Annotated in this window: 19 protein-coding genes; 14 read left to right on the top strand and 5 right to left on the bottom strand. The window is 62.6% G+C overall.

The window, feature by feature from the left end; all coding sequences use genetic code 11:
• Positions 1–15 precede the first annotated feature (15 nt).
• From VFL62_RS09910 to VFL62_RS09900, 3 genes are all read left to right on the top strand, one after another.
• Positions 16–297 (top strand): hypothetical protein, encoded by a 282-nt coding sequence (locus VFL62_RS09910; RefSeq protein ID WP_325172196.1) that lies wholly within the window; start codon positions 16–18, stop codon positions 295–297.
• A 169-nt stretch (positions 298–466) separates the two neighbouring features.
• A complete protein-coding gene (locus VFL62_RS09905; RefSeq protein ID WP_325172195.1) occupies positions 467–1,309 on the top strand; it encodes an amidohydrolase family protein in 843 nt (280 codons plus the stop codon).
• Positions 1,310–1,878: 569 nt separating this feature from the next.
• The gene (locus VFL62_RS09900; protein ID WP_325172194.1) at positions 1,879–3,651 is read left to right on the top strand and encodes an alkaline phosphatase family protein; all 1,773 of its coding nucleotides are present in this window, start codon (positions 1,879–1,881) and stop codon (positions 3,649–3,651) included.
• Between the two features lie 150 nt (positions 3,652–3,801).
• On the opposite strand, the gene VFL62_RS09895 is transcribed toward VFL62_RS09900, so the two are convergent.
• The gene (locus tag VFL62_RS09895; protein ID WP_325172193.1) at positions 3,802–4,455 is read right to left on the bottom strand and encodes an Isoquinoline 1-oxidoreductase subunit; all 654 of its coding nucleotides are present in this window, start codon (positions 4,453–4,455) and stop codon (positions 3,802–3,804) included.
• A gap of 581 nt (positions 4,456–5,036) precedes the next feature.
• Between VFL62_RS09895 and VFL62_RS09890 the strand changes: the two genes are divergently transcribed.
• Together VFL62_RS09890 and VFL62_RS09885 are read left to right on the top strand one after the other, a co-directional pair.
• Complete coding sequence (locus VFL62_RS09890; RefSeq protein ID WP_325172192.1) at positions 5,037–5,912, top strand: hypothetical protein; 876 nt, start codon at positions 5,037–5,039, stop codon at positions 5,910–5,912.
• A 51-nt stretch (positions 5,913–5,963) separates the two neighbouring features.
• Positions 5,964–7,226: a TAXI family TRAP transporter solute-binding subunit gene (locus VFL62_RS09885; protein ID WP_325172191.1), complete on the top strand. Its 1,263-nt coding sequence runs from the start codon at positions 5,964–5,966 to the stop codon at positions 7,224–7,226.
• A gap of 81 nt (positions 7,227–7,307) precedes the next feature.
• Here VFL62_RS09885 and VFL62_RS09880 read toward each other — a convergent pair whose 3' ends face one another.
• From VFL62_RS09880 to VFL62_RS09870, 3 genes are read right to left on the bottom strand one after another with little or no spacing between them, the layout of a single operon-like run.
• Positions 7,308–8,099, bottom strand: coding sequence for a cyclase family protein (locus VFL62_RS09880; protein ID WP_325172190.1), 792 nt, complete (start codon positions 8,097–8,099; stop codon positions 7,308–7,310).
• Positions 8,100–8,140: 41 nt separating this feature from the next.
• On the bottom strand, positions 8,141–8,707 hold the full coding sequence (locus VFL62_RS09875; RefSeq protein WP_325172189.1) for a thiamine pyrophosphate-dependent enzyme: 567 nt from the start codon (positions 8,705–8,707) through the stop codon (positions 8,141–8,143).
• A gap of 2 nt (positions 8,708–8,709) precedes the next feature.
• On the bottom strand, positions 8,710–9,222 hold the full coding sequence (locus tag VFL62_RS09870; RefSeq protein ID WP_325172188.1) for a thiamine pyrophosphate-binding protein: 513 nt from the start codon (positions 9,220–9,222) through the stop codon (positions 8,710–8,712).
• Between the two features lie 190 nt (positions 9,223–9,412).
• Between VFL62_RS09870 and ada the strand changes: the two genes are divergently transcribed.
• Positions 9,413–10,591: a bifunctional DNA-binding transcriptional regulator/O6-methylguanine-DNA methyltransferase Ada gene (gene ada, locus VFL62_RS09865; RefSeq protein WP_325172187.1), complete on the top strand. Its 1,179-nt coding sequence runs from the start codon at positions 9,413–9,415 to the stop codon at positions 10,589–10,591.
• Between the two features lie 9 nt (positions 10,592–10,600).
• Entirely contained in the window at positions 10,601–11,290 is a 690-nt protein-coding gene (locus VFL62_RS09860; RefSeq protein ID WP_325172186.1) for a type 1 glutamine amidotransferase domain-containing protein, read from the top strand.
• A gap of 66 nt (positions 11,291–11,356) precedes the next feature.
• Here VFL62_RS09860 and VFL62_RS09855 read toward each other — a convergent pair whose 3' ends face one another.
• Positions 11,357–12,058: a flavin reductase family protein gene (locus VFL62_RS09855; protein ID WP_325172185.1), complete on the bottom strand. Its 702-nt coding sequence runs from the start codon at positions 12,056–12,058 to the stop codon at positions 11,357–11,359.
• Positions 12,059–12,315: 257 nt separating this feature from the next.
• On the opposite strand from VFL62_RS09855, the gene VFL62_RS09850 reads away from it, so the two are divergent.
• From VFL62_RS09850 to VFL62_RS09820, 7 genes are all read left to right on the top strand, one after another.
• Positions 12,316–12,777, top strand: a complete 462-nt coding sequence (locus VFL62_RS09850; protein WP_325172184.1) for an ester cyclase — start codon at positions 12,316–12,318, stop codon at positions 12,775–12,777.
• 76 nt (positions 12,778–12,853) lie between these two features.
• Positions 12,854–14,053, top strand: a complete 1,200-nt coding sequence (locus tag VFL62_RS09845) for a serine hydrolase (RefSeq protein WP_325172183.1) — start codon at positions 12,854–12,856, stop codon at positions 14,051–14,053.
• A 170-nt stretch (positions 14,054–14,223) separates the two neighbouring features.
• Positions 14,224–14,955, top strand: a complete 732-nt coding sequence (locus VFL62_RS09840; RefSeq protein ID WP_325172182.1) for a transporter substrate-binding domain-containing protein — start codon at positions 14,224–14,226, stop codon at positions 14,953–14,955.
• A gap of 19 nt (positions 14,956–14,974) precedes the next feature.
• A complete protein-coding gene (locus VFL62_RS09835; RefSeq protein ID WP_325172181.1) occupies positions 14,975–15,640 on the top strand; it encodes an amino acid ABC transporter permease in 666 nt (221 codons plus the stop codon).
• Positions 15,637–16,452, top strand: a complete 816-nt coding sequence (locus VFL62_RS09830; RefSeq protein ID WP_325172180.1) for an amino acid ABC transporter ATP-binding protein — start codon at positions 15,637–15,639, stop codon at positions 16,450–16,452. Before VFL62_RS09835 ends, VFL62_RS09830 begins: the two co-directional genes overlap by 4 nt.
• Positions 16,449–17,420 carry a formimidoylglutamase gene (gene hutG, locus VFL62_RS09825; protein ID WP_325172179.1) on the top strand — a complete coding sequence of 324 codons (972 nt, stop codon included), beginning with the start codon at positions 16,449–16,451 and terminating at the stop codon, positions 17,418–17,420. Before VFL62_RS09830 ends, hutG begins: the two co-directional genes overlap by 4 nt.
• A gap of 46 nt (positions 17,421–17,466) precedes the next feature.
• On the top strand, positions 17,467–17,724 hold the full coding sequence (locus tag VFL62_RS09820) for a hypothetical protein (RefSeq protein WP_325172178.1): 258 nt from the start codon (positions 17,467–17,469) through the stop codon (positions 17,722–17,724).
• Positions 17,725–17,978 lie beyond the last annotated feature (254 nt).

The raw sequence follows: 17,978 nt of genomic DNA, 5'->3' as shown, positions 1-17,978 counted from the left end.
GGTGGGAGAGGACCGATGAGCCAATTTTTGACCAAGCTTTCGATACTGACGATCTGTGCGGCGCTGTCGGTGCTTCCAGCGATCACGCCTGCCGAAGCTGGTGGAAAGCATCGGCATTCCTACAAGCATCGGCACGGGCACCATCACTACGGTGCCGCATGGCCGGTCGGCCCGGCGCAGCCTGTCGCCCCGTCCTACGGTGGCGACGTCTGTCCGGCCCTCGGTCGAAGCTTCGACTGCAAGATATGGCCGCCGCCGTACGCGGACGATCCCGATCGCAAGACTTTCCGGCACTGAAGCATCGGTGTGAGGGCGAGGGGTTCTGAAGCCCCGCGCTCGTTGCGCCTCGCCATTTGCCTGATAGTGCTATGCGAGGCGCAGGCACCCGCATGCGCGCGGTTTTCGCCTCTGGACACACCTGTTCGGCGTCGTCAAAACTCCCTCAAAACAATGAGGAGACGCGCCGATGCCGATTATTGATTCCCAGGTTCACGCCTATGAGGCCAATACGCCGAAGCGGCCCTGGCACACGGTGCCGAACTGGCCTGCGCATGTCACCGGCGACGAAATGGTCGCGGCGATGGACAAGGTCGGCGTCGATGGCGCGATCTTCATCTCCGCCTTTTCGATGTACCGCTATGACGCGAGTTACGCGGTCGAAGTGGCGCGCGCCCATCCCACCCGGATGGCAATCGTCAAGCCGGTCGATCCGGATGATCCGGATGTCGACGATGTGATCGCCGAATGGAAGAAGACGCCGGGCACGGTCGGCATTCGCATCATGCTGACCAAGGAGAACAAGCGCGACCCCAAGCATCCCGGCCTCGACCGCATCGCGCGCTCGGCGGTGAAGCATGATTTTCCCGTCAATATCCTGTGCTGGGACAATCTCGAGGCCGGCACCGCGCTGATCGATCGCCATCCCGACACGCGTTTCATCCTCGACCACCTCGGCATTTTGCAGCCGCGCGTGCCGCCCGCACCGGACAACCCCTGGGCCGATCTGCCCAAGGTGCTGGATCTTGCCAAACGCAAGAACGTCGTGATCAAGGTCTCAGGCGCCTGCACGCTGTCGAAACAGCCTTACCCCTATCCCGATATCTGGGATCCGCTCGCGCGCGTGTTCGATGCCTGGGGGTTCGAGCGCTGCCTGTGGGGCACCGACTGGACGCGCGCCTTTGCGGTCGTCAATTACGAGCAGGGTGTCAAACCATTCCTGGAGACCGACCGCCTCAGCGCGAGCGAACGCGCCATGCTGATGGGCGGTGCCTGCGCCAGGGCGTATGGCTGGTCGCCGAAGAAGAGCTAGCTGTCGCGTAATTCTTGGACTTCCTGGCCACAGCAACTGGACTTTGTGCCAGTTGGTACGCAGTGATTCGGATCGGCCGAACGCTGTGTTGCGTTTCCGATGTGAATTTGCTCCGGCCACTTCCGCGTTTGTGGCCGAGCAGCTCTCTTGTCGCGTCATTGAGTCGCGCGCGCGTGCCGAGACGCGCCTTCGCATCGGCGCGCACTCGGTGCGGGCCGCAATCTACGGATCGGCCATCGCTTCGTTTCATTAGCCGACGGAGAAGTTCCCGCGAAGGGTTTTCACGTCTTGGGACCCGATCATCAGTCGCTTTACGAATGGCATGTCCGGGACGATGAGACGACTGCGAACGAGGAAGACGGCGGTGTATCAAGATCTTTCGGAATCGCTTTGCGAAATCTGCTAGCAGCGGCGCTGCAGACTTCCGTCGGCAGCAGATCGCAACGATTGTCGTATTGTCATTGAAGTCGCAAGAAAGCGTCATCGCGGCGTCAACCGCCGGCGAATAGATTTCACGCGGCCTCGTCCAAGGCAAATTCTCATCTTTTCAAGAATAGAGGGGCGAACTCATGCGATTTCGTGAATATTTCCTGTCAACTGCCGCGATCGTGGCCTCGATGCTTGCCTGCGGCGTCATGGTCGCGCATGCGGATGACGACGATGGACATCGCGTCAAGCACGTGCTTCTCCTGAGCATCGACGGCTTCCACCAGCACGACCTGGCGACCTGCTTGCATAGCGGCGGGTGCCCGAACCTGGCAAAGCTGGCGGGCCGCGGCGTCACCTATACCAACGCGAGGACGACCACGCCGTCCGATTCGTTCCCCGGCATGCTCGCGCAAGTGACGGGCGGAACGCCGAAAACGACCGGCGTCTATTATGACGACAGCTACGACCGGACCCTGTTCTCGCCGGACGGAAAATTCCCCGCCGTCGCGTCCGGATGCAGCGGCAATCCGGGAACCGAAGTCGTGCTGGATGAGTCGATCGACGTTTTTCCAAATACCAAACTGTTCAGCGGCGGCATCGACCCGGCCTTTCTGCCCCAGCAGCGTCACGCCGACGGCAGCTGCACAAAGGTGTTTCCGCACGATTTCGTCAAGGTCAACACCATCTTCGGAGTTGCCCATCATGCCGGGCTGCAGACGGCATGGTCCGACAAGCATCCGGCCTACGACATCCTGAATGGGCCGTTCGTTGGCGCGCCCAATATCGACGATCTGTACACACCCGAGATCAACTCGAACATCTTCACCGCGACTCCGCCCGGTCCCGCCTCCGCAAACGGCGTTGACCTCGCAGGCCCTGCGGGCAAATGCGACGCGACGAACTCGACGTTGGCGTTTAACAGCATCGCTCCGGTGCAATATGTCGACTGCGCACCGACCCAGGAGGCCTATGACGACGTCAAGGTCAACGCGGTCATCAACTGGATCAACGGCAGGCACGCGGAAGGCCAGCCCTGGACCGGCAAAGCGCCGGCGATTTTCGGCATGAACTTCCAGGCGATCAGCGTCGGCCAAAAGCTCGTGGCGGGCGGTTACGACACGCAACTTGCGCCGAAGCCGATCCTCGCCCACGCCATCACGCACACCGACGCGTCGATCGGCAAAATGGTGACGGCGTTGAAGGCGAAGGACCTGCTCGAAGACACGTTGATCATCGTCTCGGCGAAGCACGGCCAGTCGCCGATCAATCCCACGAAGCTGCAGATGGAAGCCAAGGCGACCCAGGCACCGGACCACACGGTGGTGGATCCGGGCAGCGTGATCAGCGCGCCCGTCGACCAGACCTTCTCCGCTTTCACCAACCCGAACAGCGGCAGTCAATATGCGCAAGGCGGCCACCTGCAGACGGACGACGTTGGCATCGTCTGGCTTCAGCCCAACACGCCGGCCGATGTGAAGCAGGCGGTGATCAGCCTGCGGAACAACGCGAAAGCAATCCACGCCGACACGTTGCCGCCGGGGACCATCTTTGACTCCAACATCACTTCGGGTGAGGAGCTCTCCGAGATTTTCGGTGATCCCCGCGTACCTGGATCGATCGCCGCCGCCAGGGCACCAGACATCTTCATTCAACCCGATCACGGCGTGGTCTATTCGGGCAGCAAGAAGAAGATTGCGGAGCACGGTGGCGGGTCGCTCGACGACACCCATGTGGCCCTGCTTGTCGCAGGACCCTCCGTCAGCGAAGGCGGCAAGGTCGACGATCTCGTGCATACGACCCAGATCGCTCCGACGATCCTGCGTGTCCTTGGGCTCCCCCCGCGCGCGCTGGACTCGGTCCGACAGGAAGGCACACGGAGTCTTCCGGACCTTTTCGAGGGCGACGACGACTAGGCGAAGCCCGTCAAGTCTGAGTTTCGCGACGGTTTCGACCTTAAGCGTCTGAGAATATTTTTGCAGTCAAAGCGGCGCCCGGATCAACTCCGGGCGCCGTTTCTTCGTGCTATCGGCTGCCGGCGCGAGCAATCGGGACCTGCGCGCCGCCTACTGCGGACATTCCGCGCCGCTGTCGATCCAGGCCTGCACCAGCTGTCCGGCCGCTTCCTGGCTGCCGGGCGCGGGATTGCGGCCTTCACCGGGATGCCAGCCATAGGCGACGATCTCGTCCTTGGCGATGTGTTCCTGCAGCTGCGCAAGATCGCGGCCGCCGTTGAGACTGGTGTCCTTGAGCTGCCGGCAGATCTCGCCGAGCGACTTGTCCTGCCAGGCCATGGAGAGCGGCGCAATTTCCCAGTTCGGATTGCCGGGGATACTCTTGTAGCTTGCGCCCTCGTGCAGCGTCACGTTGTGCTCGGTGTGACAGCCGGCGCAGTTGGTCGCCAGATGCCCATTCTCGCCGCGCCATACCGGCGGCATGTGTTCGTGCTGATCGTCCCCCTGCAACGGCCGATCACCCGCCGGATGGCAGTTCATGCATCTGGGATGCGTCAGGACTTTGCCGATTTCGCCGAAGATCGCGCGCGAGCGCTCGGTCTTGTTTTCGATCGATGCGAATGCCGACGGGCTCTTGAGCGCAGCCTCGCTATCCCGTGTGTCGGTCGCGCCAAGAGCCGGGGACAGCAGCAGTGCGGCAGCAAACGTTACGACGACGCCGGCTCGGCGCAGCCTGATTCCAAAATGGTTGGCATAGACGATCATGCCGGCAGTAACTGCCCGGCCATCGGTTGGTTCCAGTGGCGCAGATGCAAGGGCGAGCGATGACTTGCCGGCTCGCGAGGTAGAAAGTTTGCGAAGCGCTAACGCTCGTTTGTCAGTGAGCTGTTCGTCGATGGCGATGAAAGGCAGCGGAGCACGCGAAAAATCAGGCGCGTAAAAAGTTGAGAAAAAAGGCGCAAACTGCGTCGCGTTCGAGGTTCCGCTCGATGGAACAAATGGCCGCTCGGATTTGGCCACACTCAAACCCAACAATTTTCCAAAAGCGAAATAGCGCAGTCGATTTTTGGACGGATTTGAGTCGCTCACTGCCCGGCTCTAGCGCGGCGATTTCAGAAGTCCGCATTCGTTGTGCCGCGATCGCTGGTGCGGACTTCTGAAGCAAAGCCGCACTGGAACAGTAAGTTCGCCAGTGTCCTTTCGATTCCGAAACCGAAGCGTGGCTCCGCAAAGCCATACGAATTTCGAAAATCGGGACGCTGGTGGTGGGGCACCCCGGATGAGAAAATTTGTCAGCGACTTCCGAGCTGTCCCGTTGTTGCGTCACAGTAGGCGGGAGAGCAGCCATGGTAGACCACGCTCCGCGTTATCCGTCGTACGATCCTGAAGTCGAACGTTACGAGGACAAATCAGCCAGCCGTCCAGTCGCGCCTTATCAGGCGCCGTCGCGGCCGAACTACCCGGAGCGCTCCGTCCCGCTGTTTCTGTCTGATCGCGACGGCGTGCCCGATCCCAGTGAATATCTGGCGCCTTCGTCAGGAAAGGTGAAGCTGGGTTCTTATTATACGTCGCGGATTCTCGCCGGCGCGGTCGGCGGCGCGGTGCTGGCCGTACTCGCCGCGCTGTTTACCTCCGATTCCGCGCGCGAGGTTGTCGCCAGCGCCAAGGCATCCAGTACCGCCGCTCTTTCGGTCGCCTCGGTCGTGATGCAGTCGAATCCGGCCCCGGCAAAAGCCGCCAGCGTGCCGCTGAAGGAAGCGAGCCAGCCTCCGGTGCAGGACAACCAAGCGGCTGCCGCCGCCAGCGTCACGGTCGCAGCGGTGGCGCCGACCCGCGAGGACATCAAGACCGCTTACCAGAGCGCCTTGCAGGGCAGTGCGCCGCAGGCCGCCGCCGCGCCCGAGCCAGCAGCGCCGGTCGATGTCCTCCATCATCTTGACGCGGGCGAAATCGCCACGCTGCTCAAGCGGGCCGATGGCCTGATCGGCAGCGGCGACGTCGCGGCGGCGCGCCTGGTGCTCCGCCGTGCAGCCGAAGCCGGCGATGGGCGCGCGGCGATGATGCTGGGTGGAACCTACGATCCGACCGTTCTCGAAAAGCTCAGCGTCCGTGGCGTCGTGCCGGATCTCGCGATGGCGCGAGCCTGGTACGAAAAGGCGGGGCGTTTTGGCGCCACTGAAGCATCGTCGCGGCTGGAACGGCTCGCCAACGGCCAACACTGATCTGCGCCATCACCCGAACATCATAAAGATTACAGCAAAGGGCAAAACAATATGGGCGTCCTGACCGCAGCGGCTAGAAATCCGATCCTGTACCTGCCGTTCTTCGCGTTCCTGGTCCTGGCAACGATCGCCTCACCTCCCGCTTCGGCTCAAAGGCGAGCGGCAGCGGCGGCTCAAACCCAGACGCCGGGGGCGAGCTATGAAGAGAAAAAGCGCCAGGCGAACGACATTGCGGTGTCGGTCGTGGTGTCCGGACTGTCGTGCACATGCGCAAGGTTCACCGAGGACATTCGCAACGTCGTCAACGATTTGAGCCCGGATGGTATTCGCGTGCTTCCGGTGCTCGGCGTCGGCGGGCTTCAGAACGTCAATGACGTGCTGTTTCTCAAGAACATCGATATGGGCGTCGTCGACGAGGACAACCTTCGGCTTCTCAAGCAGAAGGACCCGGCGCTCTATGCCAATATCGAGCAGCGGATTCAGTACATCACGAAGCTCTACAATTCCGAGTTTCACGTTCTGGCGCGCGACGACATCAAGTCCTACGACGACCTCAGGGGCAAGAAGGTCAACTTCAACCTGAAGGACAGCCAGACCGAGGTGACCGCCGACACCGTTTTCAACTCGCTCAACATCCCGGTGCAGCGCTCTTATTACGACAATGACGAAGCCATCAAGCGGCTGATCGCAGGCGATATCTCGGCGATGATCATTCTGACCGGCGCGCCGCAGGCCGCGCTTGCCAAACTGAAGAAGGAAGACGGCGTGCATTTCCTCGCGCTCGATCAGGAAAGTCTGCCCAATCACGATCTCAACGGCCTGTTTGCGGAATATCTGCCGGCGGAGCTCACCCACGATCTCTATCCGAACCTGGTTCCGGAAGGCACCACGGTGCCGACTGTCGCCAACCGGGCTTTGCTGGTTGCCTATGCCTGGCCGGAGAACTCTGAGATGTACAAGAGGATCGCCAAGTTCGTCGAAGCGTTCTTCAGCAAGATCGACCAGTTCAACAATCCGTCGCGGCATCCGAAGTGGCGCGAAGTCAATCTAGCGGCCGAAATGCCGGGCTGGGTTCGCTACAAGCCGGCGGCCGACTGGCTCGCTGCGCACAAGAATCAACCGGTCTCGGCCAATGCGGACGGCACGGCCGGTCTGTCGACTGCCGAACTGCGGCTGGCGTTCGACAAATTCATGCAGACCTACGCCTCGGCCTCCGGCGGCAAGGAGTTGTCACCGAGAGATCGCGAAGCGCTGTTTGTCAGGTTCAAGGAGAGTCTGGCTGGCTCCAAGGCCACCCAGGCGTCGGCACGTTAAGGTCCGGCAGGCGGGACAGTAAACGGCGAGAGCAAGATCGAAGGGCGCCGCATCGAGCGGCGCCCTTCTTGATTCTCGGTATCAAGCCGGCGCGAGCGCGATGACGCGCAGCGGGCTGCCTGAACCGTCGGCGATCTTGAGCGGCGCGGCGATGATCACCGCGCCGGTTGGCGGCAGCTGATCCAGGTTGATCAGGCTGGTGATGCCGAACTTGCCGGCGCCGTGCATCGTGCCGTGATTGGGGAAGGGTGGATCGAAGGTGCCGGCCTGGCCGGCATCGGTTCCGATGGTTTCGACGCCGACGCCGAGCACGTCGCGCTGGTGCGCCAGGAATTCGGAGCACGCTTTCGAGAATCCCGGCGAGTGGGGGCCATCGTCGCGGGCGTTGATGAATTCTTCGCGCGAGGTGCGCGAGCTCCAGCCGCTGCGCAGCAGCACCCATGATCCGGCGGAGATGCGGCCATGGGTCGCTTCCCAGGCTTGCACGCGTTCCGGCGTGAGCAGGAAATCCGGATTTGATTTCACATCCGCGGTCACGTCGATGACGCAAGCGGGACCGATGAATTTCCTTGGCTTGATGGTATCGGTCGCGTTGTCGGGCAGATCCTTGCCGGTGATCCAGTGGATCGGCGCATCGAAATGCGTGCCGGTGTGTTCGCCGAGATTGAGCACGTTCCAGTACCAGGCCGGCCCTTTGGAATCGTAGCGTGAGATTTCGGTCAGCGTCAGGGCGGGCGAGGGCGCGAACATCGGCGGCAGGTCGATGACGGGCGTGTCGGGGCCAAGCGTCGTCGTCAGGTCGATGACGCGAATGCGGTTTGCGTTCAGCTCTTCGACCAGTTGGGTCAACACGCTCGATTGTTTATCCGCCATGCTCGCCTCCCTCACGCCAAATGCAGGTTAGGTTTCAGCCGCTATCGCAGCGCCTCCAGCGCCCGCTTGAACTGGAAGCGGTTTTCCAACAGCGGCAAATCCATGTGGAACGATTTCGGTCCGATCGCGTCGACCTTCGCGACGATGGTCGTCAGCTTGTCGCCTTTCAGTGCGTCCGCGACCGCGCTCTTGAGCTGGTCCGGCGTGTGGGCCTCGGCCACTTTCGGTATAGCGCAGGCCCGCGCGACGCCGGCTAGATCGGTGCCGGTCGCGGTTGCGGTCGGAAAGCCGCCGACCGAAAGCAGGCTTGCATTGTCGAACACGATATGCACGAGGTTGCGCGGCGAATAGCGCGCCATCGTGCTCAGGGTGCCGAGGTTCATCAGCAGCGAGCCGTCGCCGTCGATCACGATGACTTTTTGGCGCGGCATGGCGACGGCGATGCCCAGTCCCATCGACGAAGCCAGCCCCATCGCGTGCTCGAGATAGAAGAAGTTCTCGCGGTGGCCGAGCGTGTAAAGCTCGGCGGCAACCGCGCCCATGATGGTGACGACGATCCGGTCTTTCAGCTCGGGATAGATCGCCTCTAACGCATCGACGCGCAGCATGGCTATTCCTCCCACATCAGTTCGCGGGTCAGAAGCACCGCGACCGGCGAAAGCGAGGCGTGCGCCAGCGTCTGCGCATCCTTGATGCGGCGCTGCGCGTCGTGCGGGCTGGAGAGATGCCAGACCGGGATGCCGAGCGTGCGCAGCAGCGGCTCGGTCACCATGCCGCCCTGCGTCTGCCAGGGATCGCGCTCGCCCATATGGCCGCGATAGCTGATCAGCATCAGGAGCGGAATCTTGTAGAGCATCGCCAGCGAGACGATCGGATTGATGGCGGCGAGGAAGCCGTGATTTTGCATCAGAAGCGCGGAGCTGACGCCGGCCAGATGCGCGCCGGCGGAAATGCCGATCGCCTCTTCTTCCTTGGCAACGCGGATCAGCGTGACCTCGGGGTCCTCGTCGGCCATGCGGATCAGATGCACCAGCCAGGTTTCCGGCAGTGCCGACATGATCTTCACGTCGCAGGCTTTCAGGGCCTCGTAGATCACCTGGGAGTTGGCGAGTGAAACTGGCATACGCCCCACCTCTTGCCGTCGCACGCCGCGTGAGAAGCAACAAGCCTAACACACGCTTTGGTCGGGCGGCAACGCCCGCGGCGCGGCATCGGAAATCGGGTGGTTCGTCAGCCGGATTGGCGCGATCAACATGATGAGGGTTTTTATGGATTAAGGATCCAGGATGACGGCGAAATCGCAAGGAGCGCGTATGTTGCCAAACACGACTGTGGAGGCCGATCCGCGCTGGCAGCGCGTTCTGGCGCGGGACCGCTCGGCGGATGGACAATTCTGGTACTCGGTCGCAACCACGGGCGTGTATTGCCGGCCGTCATGCCCATCGCGCACGGCCAACCCCAGGAATGTCGGCCTTCACGGTTCGCTCAAGGAAGCAAAAGCGACCGGCTTTCGGCCGTGCAAGCGCTGCAAGCCGGACGGCCCACCGGCCGATATCGAGAATGCGGCAATCGTCGCGCGCGCCTGCCGCGCCATCGAAACCAGCGAGGAAGTCCCTTCATTGAAGGGGCTCGCCGCGGCGGCAGGCTTGAGCGCCAGTCACTTCCATCGTTTGTTCAAACGCGTCACGGGTCTCACGCCGAAGGACTACGCGCAGGCCCATCAGGCCTCTCGGGTTCGCGATTGCCTGGCGCGAGGGGCGAGCGTGACGGAAGCAATGTACGATGCGGGATTCAATTCCAGCGGCAGGTTCTACGAAAAATCCAGGACGATGCTTGGCATGACCCCGACGCAATATCGCGCGGGCGGCGCCAACGAAGAGCTTCGCTTTGCGGTCGGGCAATCTTCGCTCGGCGCCATAGTAGTAGCGTCGAGCGACAAGGGCGTGGCCGCGATCCTGATTGGCGACGATCCTGAAGAACTCGTGCGTGACCTGCAGGATCGGTTTCCCAATGCGCGGCTGGTCGGTGGCGACCATGATTATGAGTCGATGGTCGTTCGCGTCATCGGATTTGTCGAGACGCCGCAGATCGGTCTCAGCCTTCCGCTCGACGTGCGCGGCACCGCGTTTCAGCGGCGCGTGTGGCAGGCGCTGCAGGATATCCCGGCCGGACAAACCTGCTCCTATTCCGATATTGCGCGCAGCATCGGTGCACCGAAAGCCATGCGTGCGGTCGCAACCGCCTGCGCCGCGAACAACATCGCGGTTGCGATCCCCTGCCATCGCGTGGTGCGCAATGACGGCGCGCTGTCGGGTTACGCCTGGGGTGTCGAGCGCAAGCGCGAACTGATCGTCCGCGAGGCAGAGCCGGCACAAATCGAAAGAGGGCCTTTCTCGATTTCAAGGCAACAAACGGAGTGTGATGCCGCGAGGGCGACAGTACCTCCCACGGCGTTCGCCGGAAGAGACGGTTTGCGCCGTCGCAATCGATAAAGGCCCAACATGAACATCCTGATTCTCCTCACCACCCACGATACGCTCGGCGTTTCAGGCAAGAAGACCGGGTTCTGGCTCGAAGAATTCGCCGCGCCCTATTATGCGTTCAAGGACGCGGGCGCTGACGTCACGCTGGCCTCTCCGCTCGGAGGCAAGCCGCCGATCGATCCCAGAAGCGACACGGCGGCGTTTCAAACCGACGACACGCGACGCTTCCGCGCCGACGCGATCGCTGAAGCGAGCCTCGCCAACACGGTCAAACTGTCCGAGGTCTCGGCGGCTGACCATGACGCGGTGTTCGTCTGCGGCGGCCACGGCGCCATGTACGATCTCGCCGAAGACGCTTCCTCGATCACGCTGATCGAAACCATGTTCGCGGCCAACAAGCCGGTCTCGGCCGTGTGCCACGGCTCGGCCGTGTTTCGGCATGCCAAGGCGACGGACGGCACGCCGCTGGTGCGCGGCAAAAGGGTCACAGGCTTCACCAACACCGAAGAAGCGGCGGTCGGCTTGACCGAAGTGGTGCCGTATCTCGTCGAGAACATGCTGCGAGAGAATGGCGGCATCTATTCCAAGGCCGACAATTTCCGGTCGCATGTCGTGGCGGACGGCAATCTGGTGACCGGGCAAAATCCGATGTCGTCAAAGGGCGTTGCGGCCGAGATCGTGAAGCTGCTGTCGCGATCATCCCGCTAGAGATCAGTGCGGCGACCTGAGGCCCCCTTTTCAGGTTCGCCGCGCCCAACCGGTGCGCGCCAGGTCTTACGCAACCGGTTGCCGCGAACGCTCGATATCCGCGTGTTTGTAGAGCGCCTCCGGAATTTGCGACAGCCGCGATCCATGGACCTGTTGATCGGCGAGGCCATAGAGTTTCTGGAAGCTCATGATCAGCGGCCGCCATTTGTCGGGGTCGATCCGGTTTTCCTCGCCGTCGGCAAGAATCGAGGCGTGGACGAACACCCGCTGAATGCGGACTTCGAACATGATGCGACGGCCGCGGAAAGCGGGGTCGTTGTCGGACATATTGTAGGCGTGTTCGACGACGGCCTCCATCTGGATCGGACATTCCCGGGCACGCGGCGGATCGACCGTCTCCGACGCGATCGGGGTCAATCCTGCGGTCTCGAACTTGCTTTTCTCGAAGCGATAGCCGCGCGAAACCTTGTGCGGCGGCAACACTTCGGTGCCCGTCGTCAAGGCGATGCGGTCGACGGCATCGGCCTCCGCGACGGAGGGCAGGTTCAGCACGCATTGATTGGTGCGAAGCATGTTCGCGACCGTTTTCGAGGAGCGGTCGAGACCGAGCACGCCGCGCCATCCGAGAAAGAAGGCCGACGACATTGGCGCAAGATTTGGCGATCCGTCCTCATTGCATGTGCTGATCAGCACTACCGGCGTGCCGACATAAAGGATCGGCGGCTCGCTCCTCTGCAGGTTCGGTGTTGCGGCAACTCTCATGTCCATCGTCATCTCCTTCCGGCGCGCGGCGATGCGAACTTTCGATGCGACCCCGCGCTTTCCTCGACCGCGCAGATGTACCGGCCGAGGCAAGGACCGGCACTCCGCTTTTTGCTTTTGAATTGAAGGTGTGCGCGGCCGGCTTCCGCCGGGAGATTTCGATACTCTGGCAAGAAACGGAGCGTGCCCCGGATCTCGTCTGCCTAATTAGCGGTCGAAGCTCGAAGCTTCCCAAACTGATGGAACAAAAGAGAGATCAAGACATGTCGAAGGAACAAGACAACAAGGCGATCGTGGGCCGCTGGTTCACTGATTTCTGGGGCAAGACCTTCAATCCCGGTGTCGTCGACGAGATCGCGGCCCCTGACATGCTGCAGAGTTATTCGCTGCACGAGCCCCGTCGCGGTCGCGCCGCGATCAAGGCGGCCATGATCAACTTCCGCGACGCATTTCCCGATCTCAACTTCTGGGGTACGGCGGACCTGATCGCCGAAGGCGATTACGTGGTCGGACAATGGGAAGGCGGCGGCACGCACACCGGTCCCGCATTCACCGATCTGCTGGCGGGCAGCGTACCGGCGGCATCGGGTCGCAAGATGCGGTTTACAGGAATGACCGTTCTGAAGGTGGTCGATGGCAAGATCGTTCAGGAAATCGGATTGGACGACGGCGTGACGGCATTGACTCAGCTCGGCTTCATTATGCATCCTTTGACCGCGTCATAAACGCTTGACGACTGAAGCGGCACTCCCTCGAGTGCCGCTTCAGTGCGTCGAGCGAAAAAAATCAGGGAGACGTCTCGTGTCATCGCGCCCGCTGATGTCGGGATTTCCGTCGCCTGAATCCGCTCAGGTGACGCTCGCCAACTGGCGCACGGCGCCGTACATGACATGGGCGTTTCAGCATGTGCGTGAAATCGTCCCGTCGGCTGACATTGCGAATTCGCCCGGTGATATCTGGCGGCTGGAATCGGCGACGACGGATCTATCGTCGTTCGCATTCAAGCGCGGCGGCGAAACCTATTCGTTGTCTCGATTCACCGCCGACACCGACACCGACGGTCTCGTCATCCTGCATCGCGGCAAGGTGATCCACACGCACTACGGCAACGGCATGACGGCGGCGACGCCGCATATCCTGATGTCGGTGTCGAAATCACTGACGGCGATCGTCGCCGGAATCCTCATCGACAAGGGCACGCTCGATCCGGACCAGACGGTCGTTTCGATCATTCCAGAGCTCAAGAGCTCGCTCTATGCGAGCGCGACGGTGCGCCACGTGCTCGACATGCGCATCGGAATCGATTTCGATGAAGATTACCTCGCGACTTCCGGCGCGATCGTCGAATACCGCAAAGCCACCAACTGGAATCCACTCGCGCCCGGCGAGCAACCGAGCGATCTGCGCACGTACCTGTCCGGTCTGGTGGCGCGCAACGGGCCCGACGGCGGGCCTTTTCATTATGTATCGACCAACAGTGACCTGTTGGGCTGGATCCTGGAGCGTGCCAGCGGCATCCGTTTTGCCGACCTGATCAGCAATCTCTTGTGGAAGCCGATGGGCGCGGAGTATCCGGCTTATATCACCGTCGATCGCCTCGGCGCGCCGCGCTGTGCCGGCGGCATCTGCACAACGGCGATGGATCTCGCGCGGGTCGGTCAGTTGATCGTGCAGAACGGCCGCCGTAACGGCCCGGCGATCATCCCTGCGGGATGGATCGAGGACGTGTTCGACGGCGGAGACCCGAACGCCTGGGCAGCCGGCGACATGATCGCCTATTTCGGCGATCGGGCGATGCACTATCGCAACAAGTGGTACGTGTTGCGGGATAGCGGTATCGCGTTCGGTCTCGGCGTCTACGGGCAGAACGTCTTTGTCGACCGCGCCAACGAACTCGTCATCGCAAAACTGTCCTCGCAACCGCCGCCGCTGGACGCAAACCTGATCGATCTGACGATCGCATTCGTCGAGGCGATCCGGGGTTGGCTGACGCGGACCTAGCTCGCCGCATCCCGTCATTGCTCCTTGTGATGCGCTGGCCGAATTTCGCCGTGCCGGGTCGACCTGGAGGTCGAGAATCGGCCTACCAATCCCGCTTGCCCGGTGGCATGGTTGGTGGCATGTCGCGCGACATTTCCGATCCTGATCGTTCTGACCGAGGAATAGACACGATGAAAGTTACCCGCCGCCGCCTGCTTGGCCTGTTCGCCGCATCCTTTGTGCTCGGCGGCCGCCGCGCCCGGGCGCAGGACATCATCCGCGTCGGCACCGATGCCACCTTCATGCCGTTCGAATACACCGAGAACGGCAAGCGGATGGGGTTTGACATCGAGTTGATCGAGGCGATCGCCAAGGAGCTCAACAAGACCGTCGAATGGGTCGACATCGACTTCAAGGGCCTGGTGCCGGGGCTTCTCGCCAATCGCTTCGATGTCGCCGCCTCGGCGATCTACATCACCGACGAGCGCAAGAAAGTGGTCGACTTCACCGACCCCTATTATCCCGGCGGCCTCGTCGTCATGGTGAAAAAGGGTGACAGCCGGATCAAGGGCCCTGACGATCTTGCCGGCAAGAAGGTCACGGTGCAGGTGGGCACCAAATCGGTCAATTTCCTGAAAGAGAAGTTTCCCTCCGTCGAGCGCATCGAGGTCGAGAAGAACCAGGAGATGTTCCAGTTGGTCGAGATCGGTCGCGCGGACGCCGCCGTCACCGGCAAGCCGGCGGCGAAGGTCTATGCCAAGACGCGCGGCACGCTCGAGGTGCTCGATCAGGCGCTCACGGTCGAGGAATACGGCTTCGCGCTGCGCAAGAGCGAGTCCGAACTGGTGAAGCAGTTCAACGAGGCGCTGAAGAAGCTGAAGGCCAATGGCAGCTACGATCAGCTCGTGAGCAAATATCTCTAAGGCACAGGGAAGATTCGCGATGGATTTCGACTTCTCGCCGGTATGGCAAGGATGGCGGGAGCTGGCGCATGGGGCGCTGGTGACGGTCGAGATCACCGTTGGCGCCATCATCCTGGGCTGCCTGGTCGGGCTTGCGGTCGGGCTCGGCCGGCTGGATCCGAAGCGGCGGCTGGTCTATGCCGCGTGCACGGCCTATGTCGGTTTCATCCGCGGTACGCCGCTCCTGGTGCAGCTCTTCATCTGGTTCTTCGGCCTGCCGCATTTCGGCATCAACCTGCCGGCGTTCTTCTGCGGCGTCGTCGGCATGGGAATGTACTCCGGCGCCTATGTCTCGGAAATCGTGCGCGGCGCGATCCAGTCGATCGACCGCGGCCAGATGGAGGCGGCGCGCTCGCTCGGCATGCCCTATCGCGTGGCGATGCGCGAGATCGTGATTCCGCAGGCCGCGATCCGCATGATCCCGCCGCTCGGCAACGAGTTCATCGCGCTGATCAAGAATTCCTCGCTGGTGTCGCTGCTCACGATCGCCGACCTCATGCACGAGGGCCAGAAGATCATCTCGACGTCCTATCGCTCGCTCGAAGTCTATCTCGCGATTGCGCTGATCTATTTCGTGCTGACCAACCTGACCGGGCTCGCGCTGCGCGGGGCGGAGCGGCGGCTCGCGGCCGGAGGGCTCGCGTGAGCGTCAGCGGGTCTTCGCCGATCATTCGCGCGCGCGGCGTCACCAAATCCTTCGGCGCGCTGGCCGTGCTCAGGGGCGTCGATTTCGACGTGATGCCTTCGCAGGTCAGCGTGGTGATCGGCCCTTCCGGTTCGGGCAAAAGCACCTTGCTGCGCTGCTGCAATGGGCTCGAGGTCGCCGATGGCGGCAGCATCGAGATCTGCGGCAAGCGGCTCGTGGACGGCGGGCGCGTGCTGCCCGAGGCCGAACTCAACGCCCTGCGTACCAAGGTCGGCATGGTGTTCCAGGCTTTCAACCTGTTTCCGCATCTTTCCGTGCTCGACAACGTCACGATTGCGCCGCGCAAGCTGCTTGGCCAGTCGCGGGACGAGGCCGAAGCCGCGGCGCGGCAACTGCTCGGCAAGGTCGGGCTTGCCGAGAAGGTCGACGAGTTTCCCGCCGCGCTGTCCGGCGGCCAGAAGCAGCGGGTAGCGATCGCACGCGCGCTCGCCATGAAGCCGCAGGTGATGCTGTTCGACGAACCGACGTCGGCCCTCGATCCCGAACTCGTCGGCGAGGTGTTGCAGGTGATGAAGGACCTGGCGCGCGAAGGCATGGCCATGATGGTGGTCACCCACGAAATGGGATTTGCGCGCGAGGTCGCCGATACGGTGTCGGTGATGGATCGCGGCGTGGTGCTGGAGTCCGGTCCGCCCGCGCAAATTTTCGGGGCGCCGAGACAGCCGCGCACGCGCGAATTCCTGCAAGCCGTAACCCTGCGCGGCGCTTTGACCGGAGCGGCGCAAGCTGACGAAACGGGCATGGCCGGATGAGCGGAGCCGACAATCCGAAGGCCGCAACGGCCGGCAACGACGGCTTCAAAGCGCGTTGGCGGGGGCGCGAGGACACCGAAGAAACCGGCGACGCGCGGCGCTGGCATCATGTCATGCGGGCCTTCGATGCAAACGTCGATCGCGGCGTGGTGCTGATCGGCTTTCCCTGCGACGAGGGCGTGAAGCGCAATGGCGGCCGCATCGGAGCGGCAGGCGGTCCCGCTCAATTGCGCGTGGCGCTCGCAAACCTGCCGCGGCTCGACGAGCCCGCGCTTTTCGATGCGGGTGACGCGTGCGGCCCGGGCGACAGCCTCGAGGCCGCGCAGGCGACGCTCGGCGAAGCGGTCGCGCGGGTCCTGAGGCAGGGCGCGCTGCCGATTGCGCTCGGCGGCGGGCATGAGATCGCGTGGGGCACGTTTCAGGGCATTGCCGGCGCGCAGAAGGATGCGAGGCTTCTGATCGTCAACCTCGATGCGCATTTCGACCTGCGCGAGGCGAGCCACGCCAACTCCGGCACGCCGTTCCGGCAGATTCACGACTGGCGCGCGGCGCACGGCCAACCGTTCGATTACCGCGTGCTTGGAATCAGCCGGTATGCGAACACGCGCGCGCTGTTCGACCGCGCGGCGGCCTTTGGCGTGCGCTACTGGCTCGACGAAGCGTTGCAGACCGAAGCCGCCCTTGCCGACGCAGAAGCGGCGCTGCGGGCCGAGCTCGCAAACTTCGACGCGGTCTATCTGACCGTCTGTCTCGACGTGCTTCCCGCCGCGGTCGCCCCCGGCGTGTCGGCGCCCGGCGTGCTCGGCGTGCCGCTTGCCCATGTCGAGCGCCTGATCGATCTGGTGGCGGGTTCGGGTAAACTGGTCGCGGCCGATATCGCCGAGTTCAATCCGACCTATGACCTTGACGGGAGAACCGCACGCGCGGGCGCACGTCTTGTCGCGCGTATCGCGCGGGGGGTGACTTGACCCCGATCACGGCCCGCGCGACAGCGAATATGCCCGGAGGAAACTGATGTTCAGATATTGGCGCCATCTATTGCTGCTTTCCGCCGAATCGCAGTGCGTCATGATGCTGCGCACGCTCAAGCTGGCGGCCGGCGGCACGTCCGCGCTCGACGAGGCATGGCATATCCTGAACGAGAAGACCGCGGCGACGGCCGAGATTCCGCAGCATATGCTCGGCGCCAAGTCGCCGCTGGAACTGACCGTGGACTACCGCAGGATGGTCAGGAGCAACCTTCGGCGGCTCTTGGTCCAGAGCAGCTCCTAGTGGAGTGGATTTGACTTTCGCTACCCCGTAGCCCGGAAGCGAAAGTCAAATCCAGAACTCCAATAGAAACGTATATTTGCTGGTGGTCCTTTTGATTCTAACATTTGCAAAGGTGCCGACCACATCGGGATGCAACTGTTAGACTCGGACCACTAGAAACGATCGGGCCTCGCAGATCGAAACGCGCCGCCCGTATCGGCTTCATCAACAACTCCGCCTGCCACAGCAGCTTGAATGAATCCAGGAAATGACGG

Origin of the sequence: Bradyrhizobium sp. (assembly GCF_035701725.1) — a bacterium.
Classification (GTDB): domain Bacteria; phylum Pseudomonadota; class Alphaproteobacteria; order Rhizobiales; family Xanthobacteraceae; genus Bradyrhizobium.
This window is presented reverse-complemented; position numbering and strand designations above follow the sequence as displayed.

Excerpts from the sequence above, each read along its gene's own strand:
- VFL62_RS09910 (WP_325172196.1), top strand. The coding sequence starts at position 16 with ATGAGCCAATTTTTGACCAAGCTTTCGATACTGACGATCTGTGCGGCG.
- VFL62_RS09860 (WP_325172186.1), top strand. The coding sequence starts at position 10,601 with ATGAACATCCTGATTCTCCTCACCACCCACGATACGCTCGGCGTTTCA.
- VFL62_RS09855 (WP_325172185.1), bottom strand. The coding sequence starts at position 12,058 with ATGGACATGAGAGTTGCCGCAACACCGAACCTGCAGAGGAGCGAGCCG.
- VFL62_RS09850 (WP_325172184.1), top strand. The coding sequence starts at position 12,316 with ATGTCGAAGGAACAAGACAACAAGGCGATCGTGGGCCGCTGGTTCACT.
- VFL62_RS09900 (WP_325172194.1), top strand. The coding sequence starts at position 1,879 with ATGCGATTTCGTGAATATTTCCTGTCAACTGCCGCGATCGTGGCCTCG.
- VFL62_RS09885 (WP_325172191.1), top strand. The coding sequence starts at position 5,964 with ATGGGCGTCCTGACCGCAGCGGCTAGAAATCCGATCCTGTACCTGCCG.
- VFL62_RS09905 (WP_325172195.1), top strand. The coding sequence starts at position 467 with ATGCCGATTATTGATTCCCAGGTTCACGCCTATGAGGCCAATACGCCG.
- VFL62_RS09875 (WP_325172189.1), bottom strand. The coding sequence starts at position 8,707 with ATGCTGCGCGTCGATGCGTTAGAGGCGATCTATCCCGAGCTGAAAGAC.
- VFL62_RS09890 (WP_325172192.1), top strand. The coding sequence starts at position 5,037 with ATGGTAGACCACGCTCCGCGTTATCCGTCGTACGATCCTGAAGTCGAA.
- VFL62_RS09880 (WP_325172190.1), bottom strand. The coding sequence starts at position 8,099 with ATGGCGGATAAACAATCGAGCGTGTTGACCCAACTGGTCGAAGAGCTG.
- VFL62_RS09870 (WP_325172188.1), bottom strand. The coding sequence starts at position 9,222 with ATGCCAGTTTCACTCGCCAACTCCCAGGTGATCTACGAGGCCCTGAAA.
- VFL62_RS09820 (WP_325172178.1), top strand. The coding sequence starts at position 17,467 with ATGTTCAGATATTGGCGCCATCTATTGCTGCTTTCCGCCGAATCGCAG.
- ada (WP_325172187.1), top strand. The coding sequence starts at position 9,413 with ATGTTGCCAAACACGACTGTGGAGGCCGATCCGCGCTGGCAGCGCGTT.
- VFL62_RS09895 (WP_325172193.1), bottom strand. The coding sequence starts at position 4,455 with ATGATCGTCTATGCCAACCATTTTGGAATCAGGCTGCGCCGAGCCGGC.
- VFL62_RS09835 (WP_325172181.1), top strand. The coding sequence starts at position 14,975 with ATGGATTTCGACTTCTCGCCGGTATGGCAAGGATGGCGGGAGCTGGCG.
- VFL62_RS09840 (WP_325172182.1), top strand. The coding sequence starts at position 14,224 with ATGAAAGTTACCCGCCGCCGCCTGCTTGGCCTGTTCGCCGCATCCTTT.
- hutG (WP_325172179.1), top strand. The coding sequence starts at position 16,449 with ATGAGCGGAGCCGACAATCCGAAGGCCGCAACGGCCGGCAACGACGGC.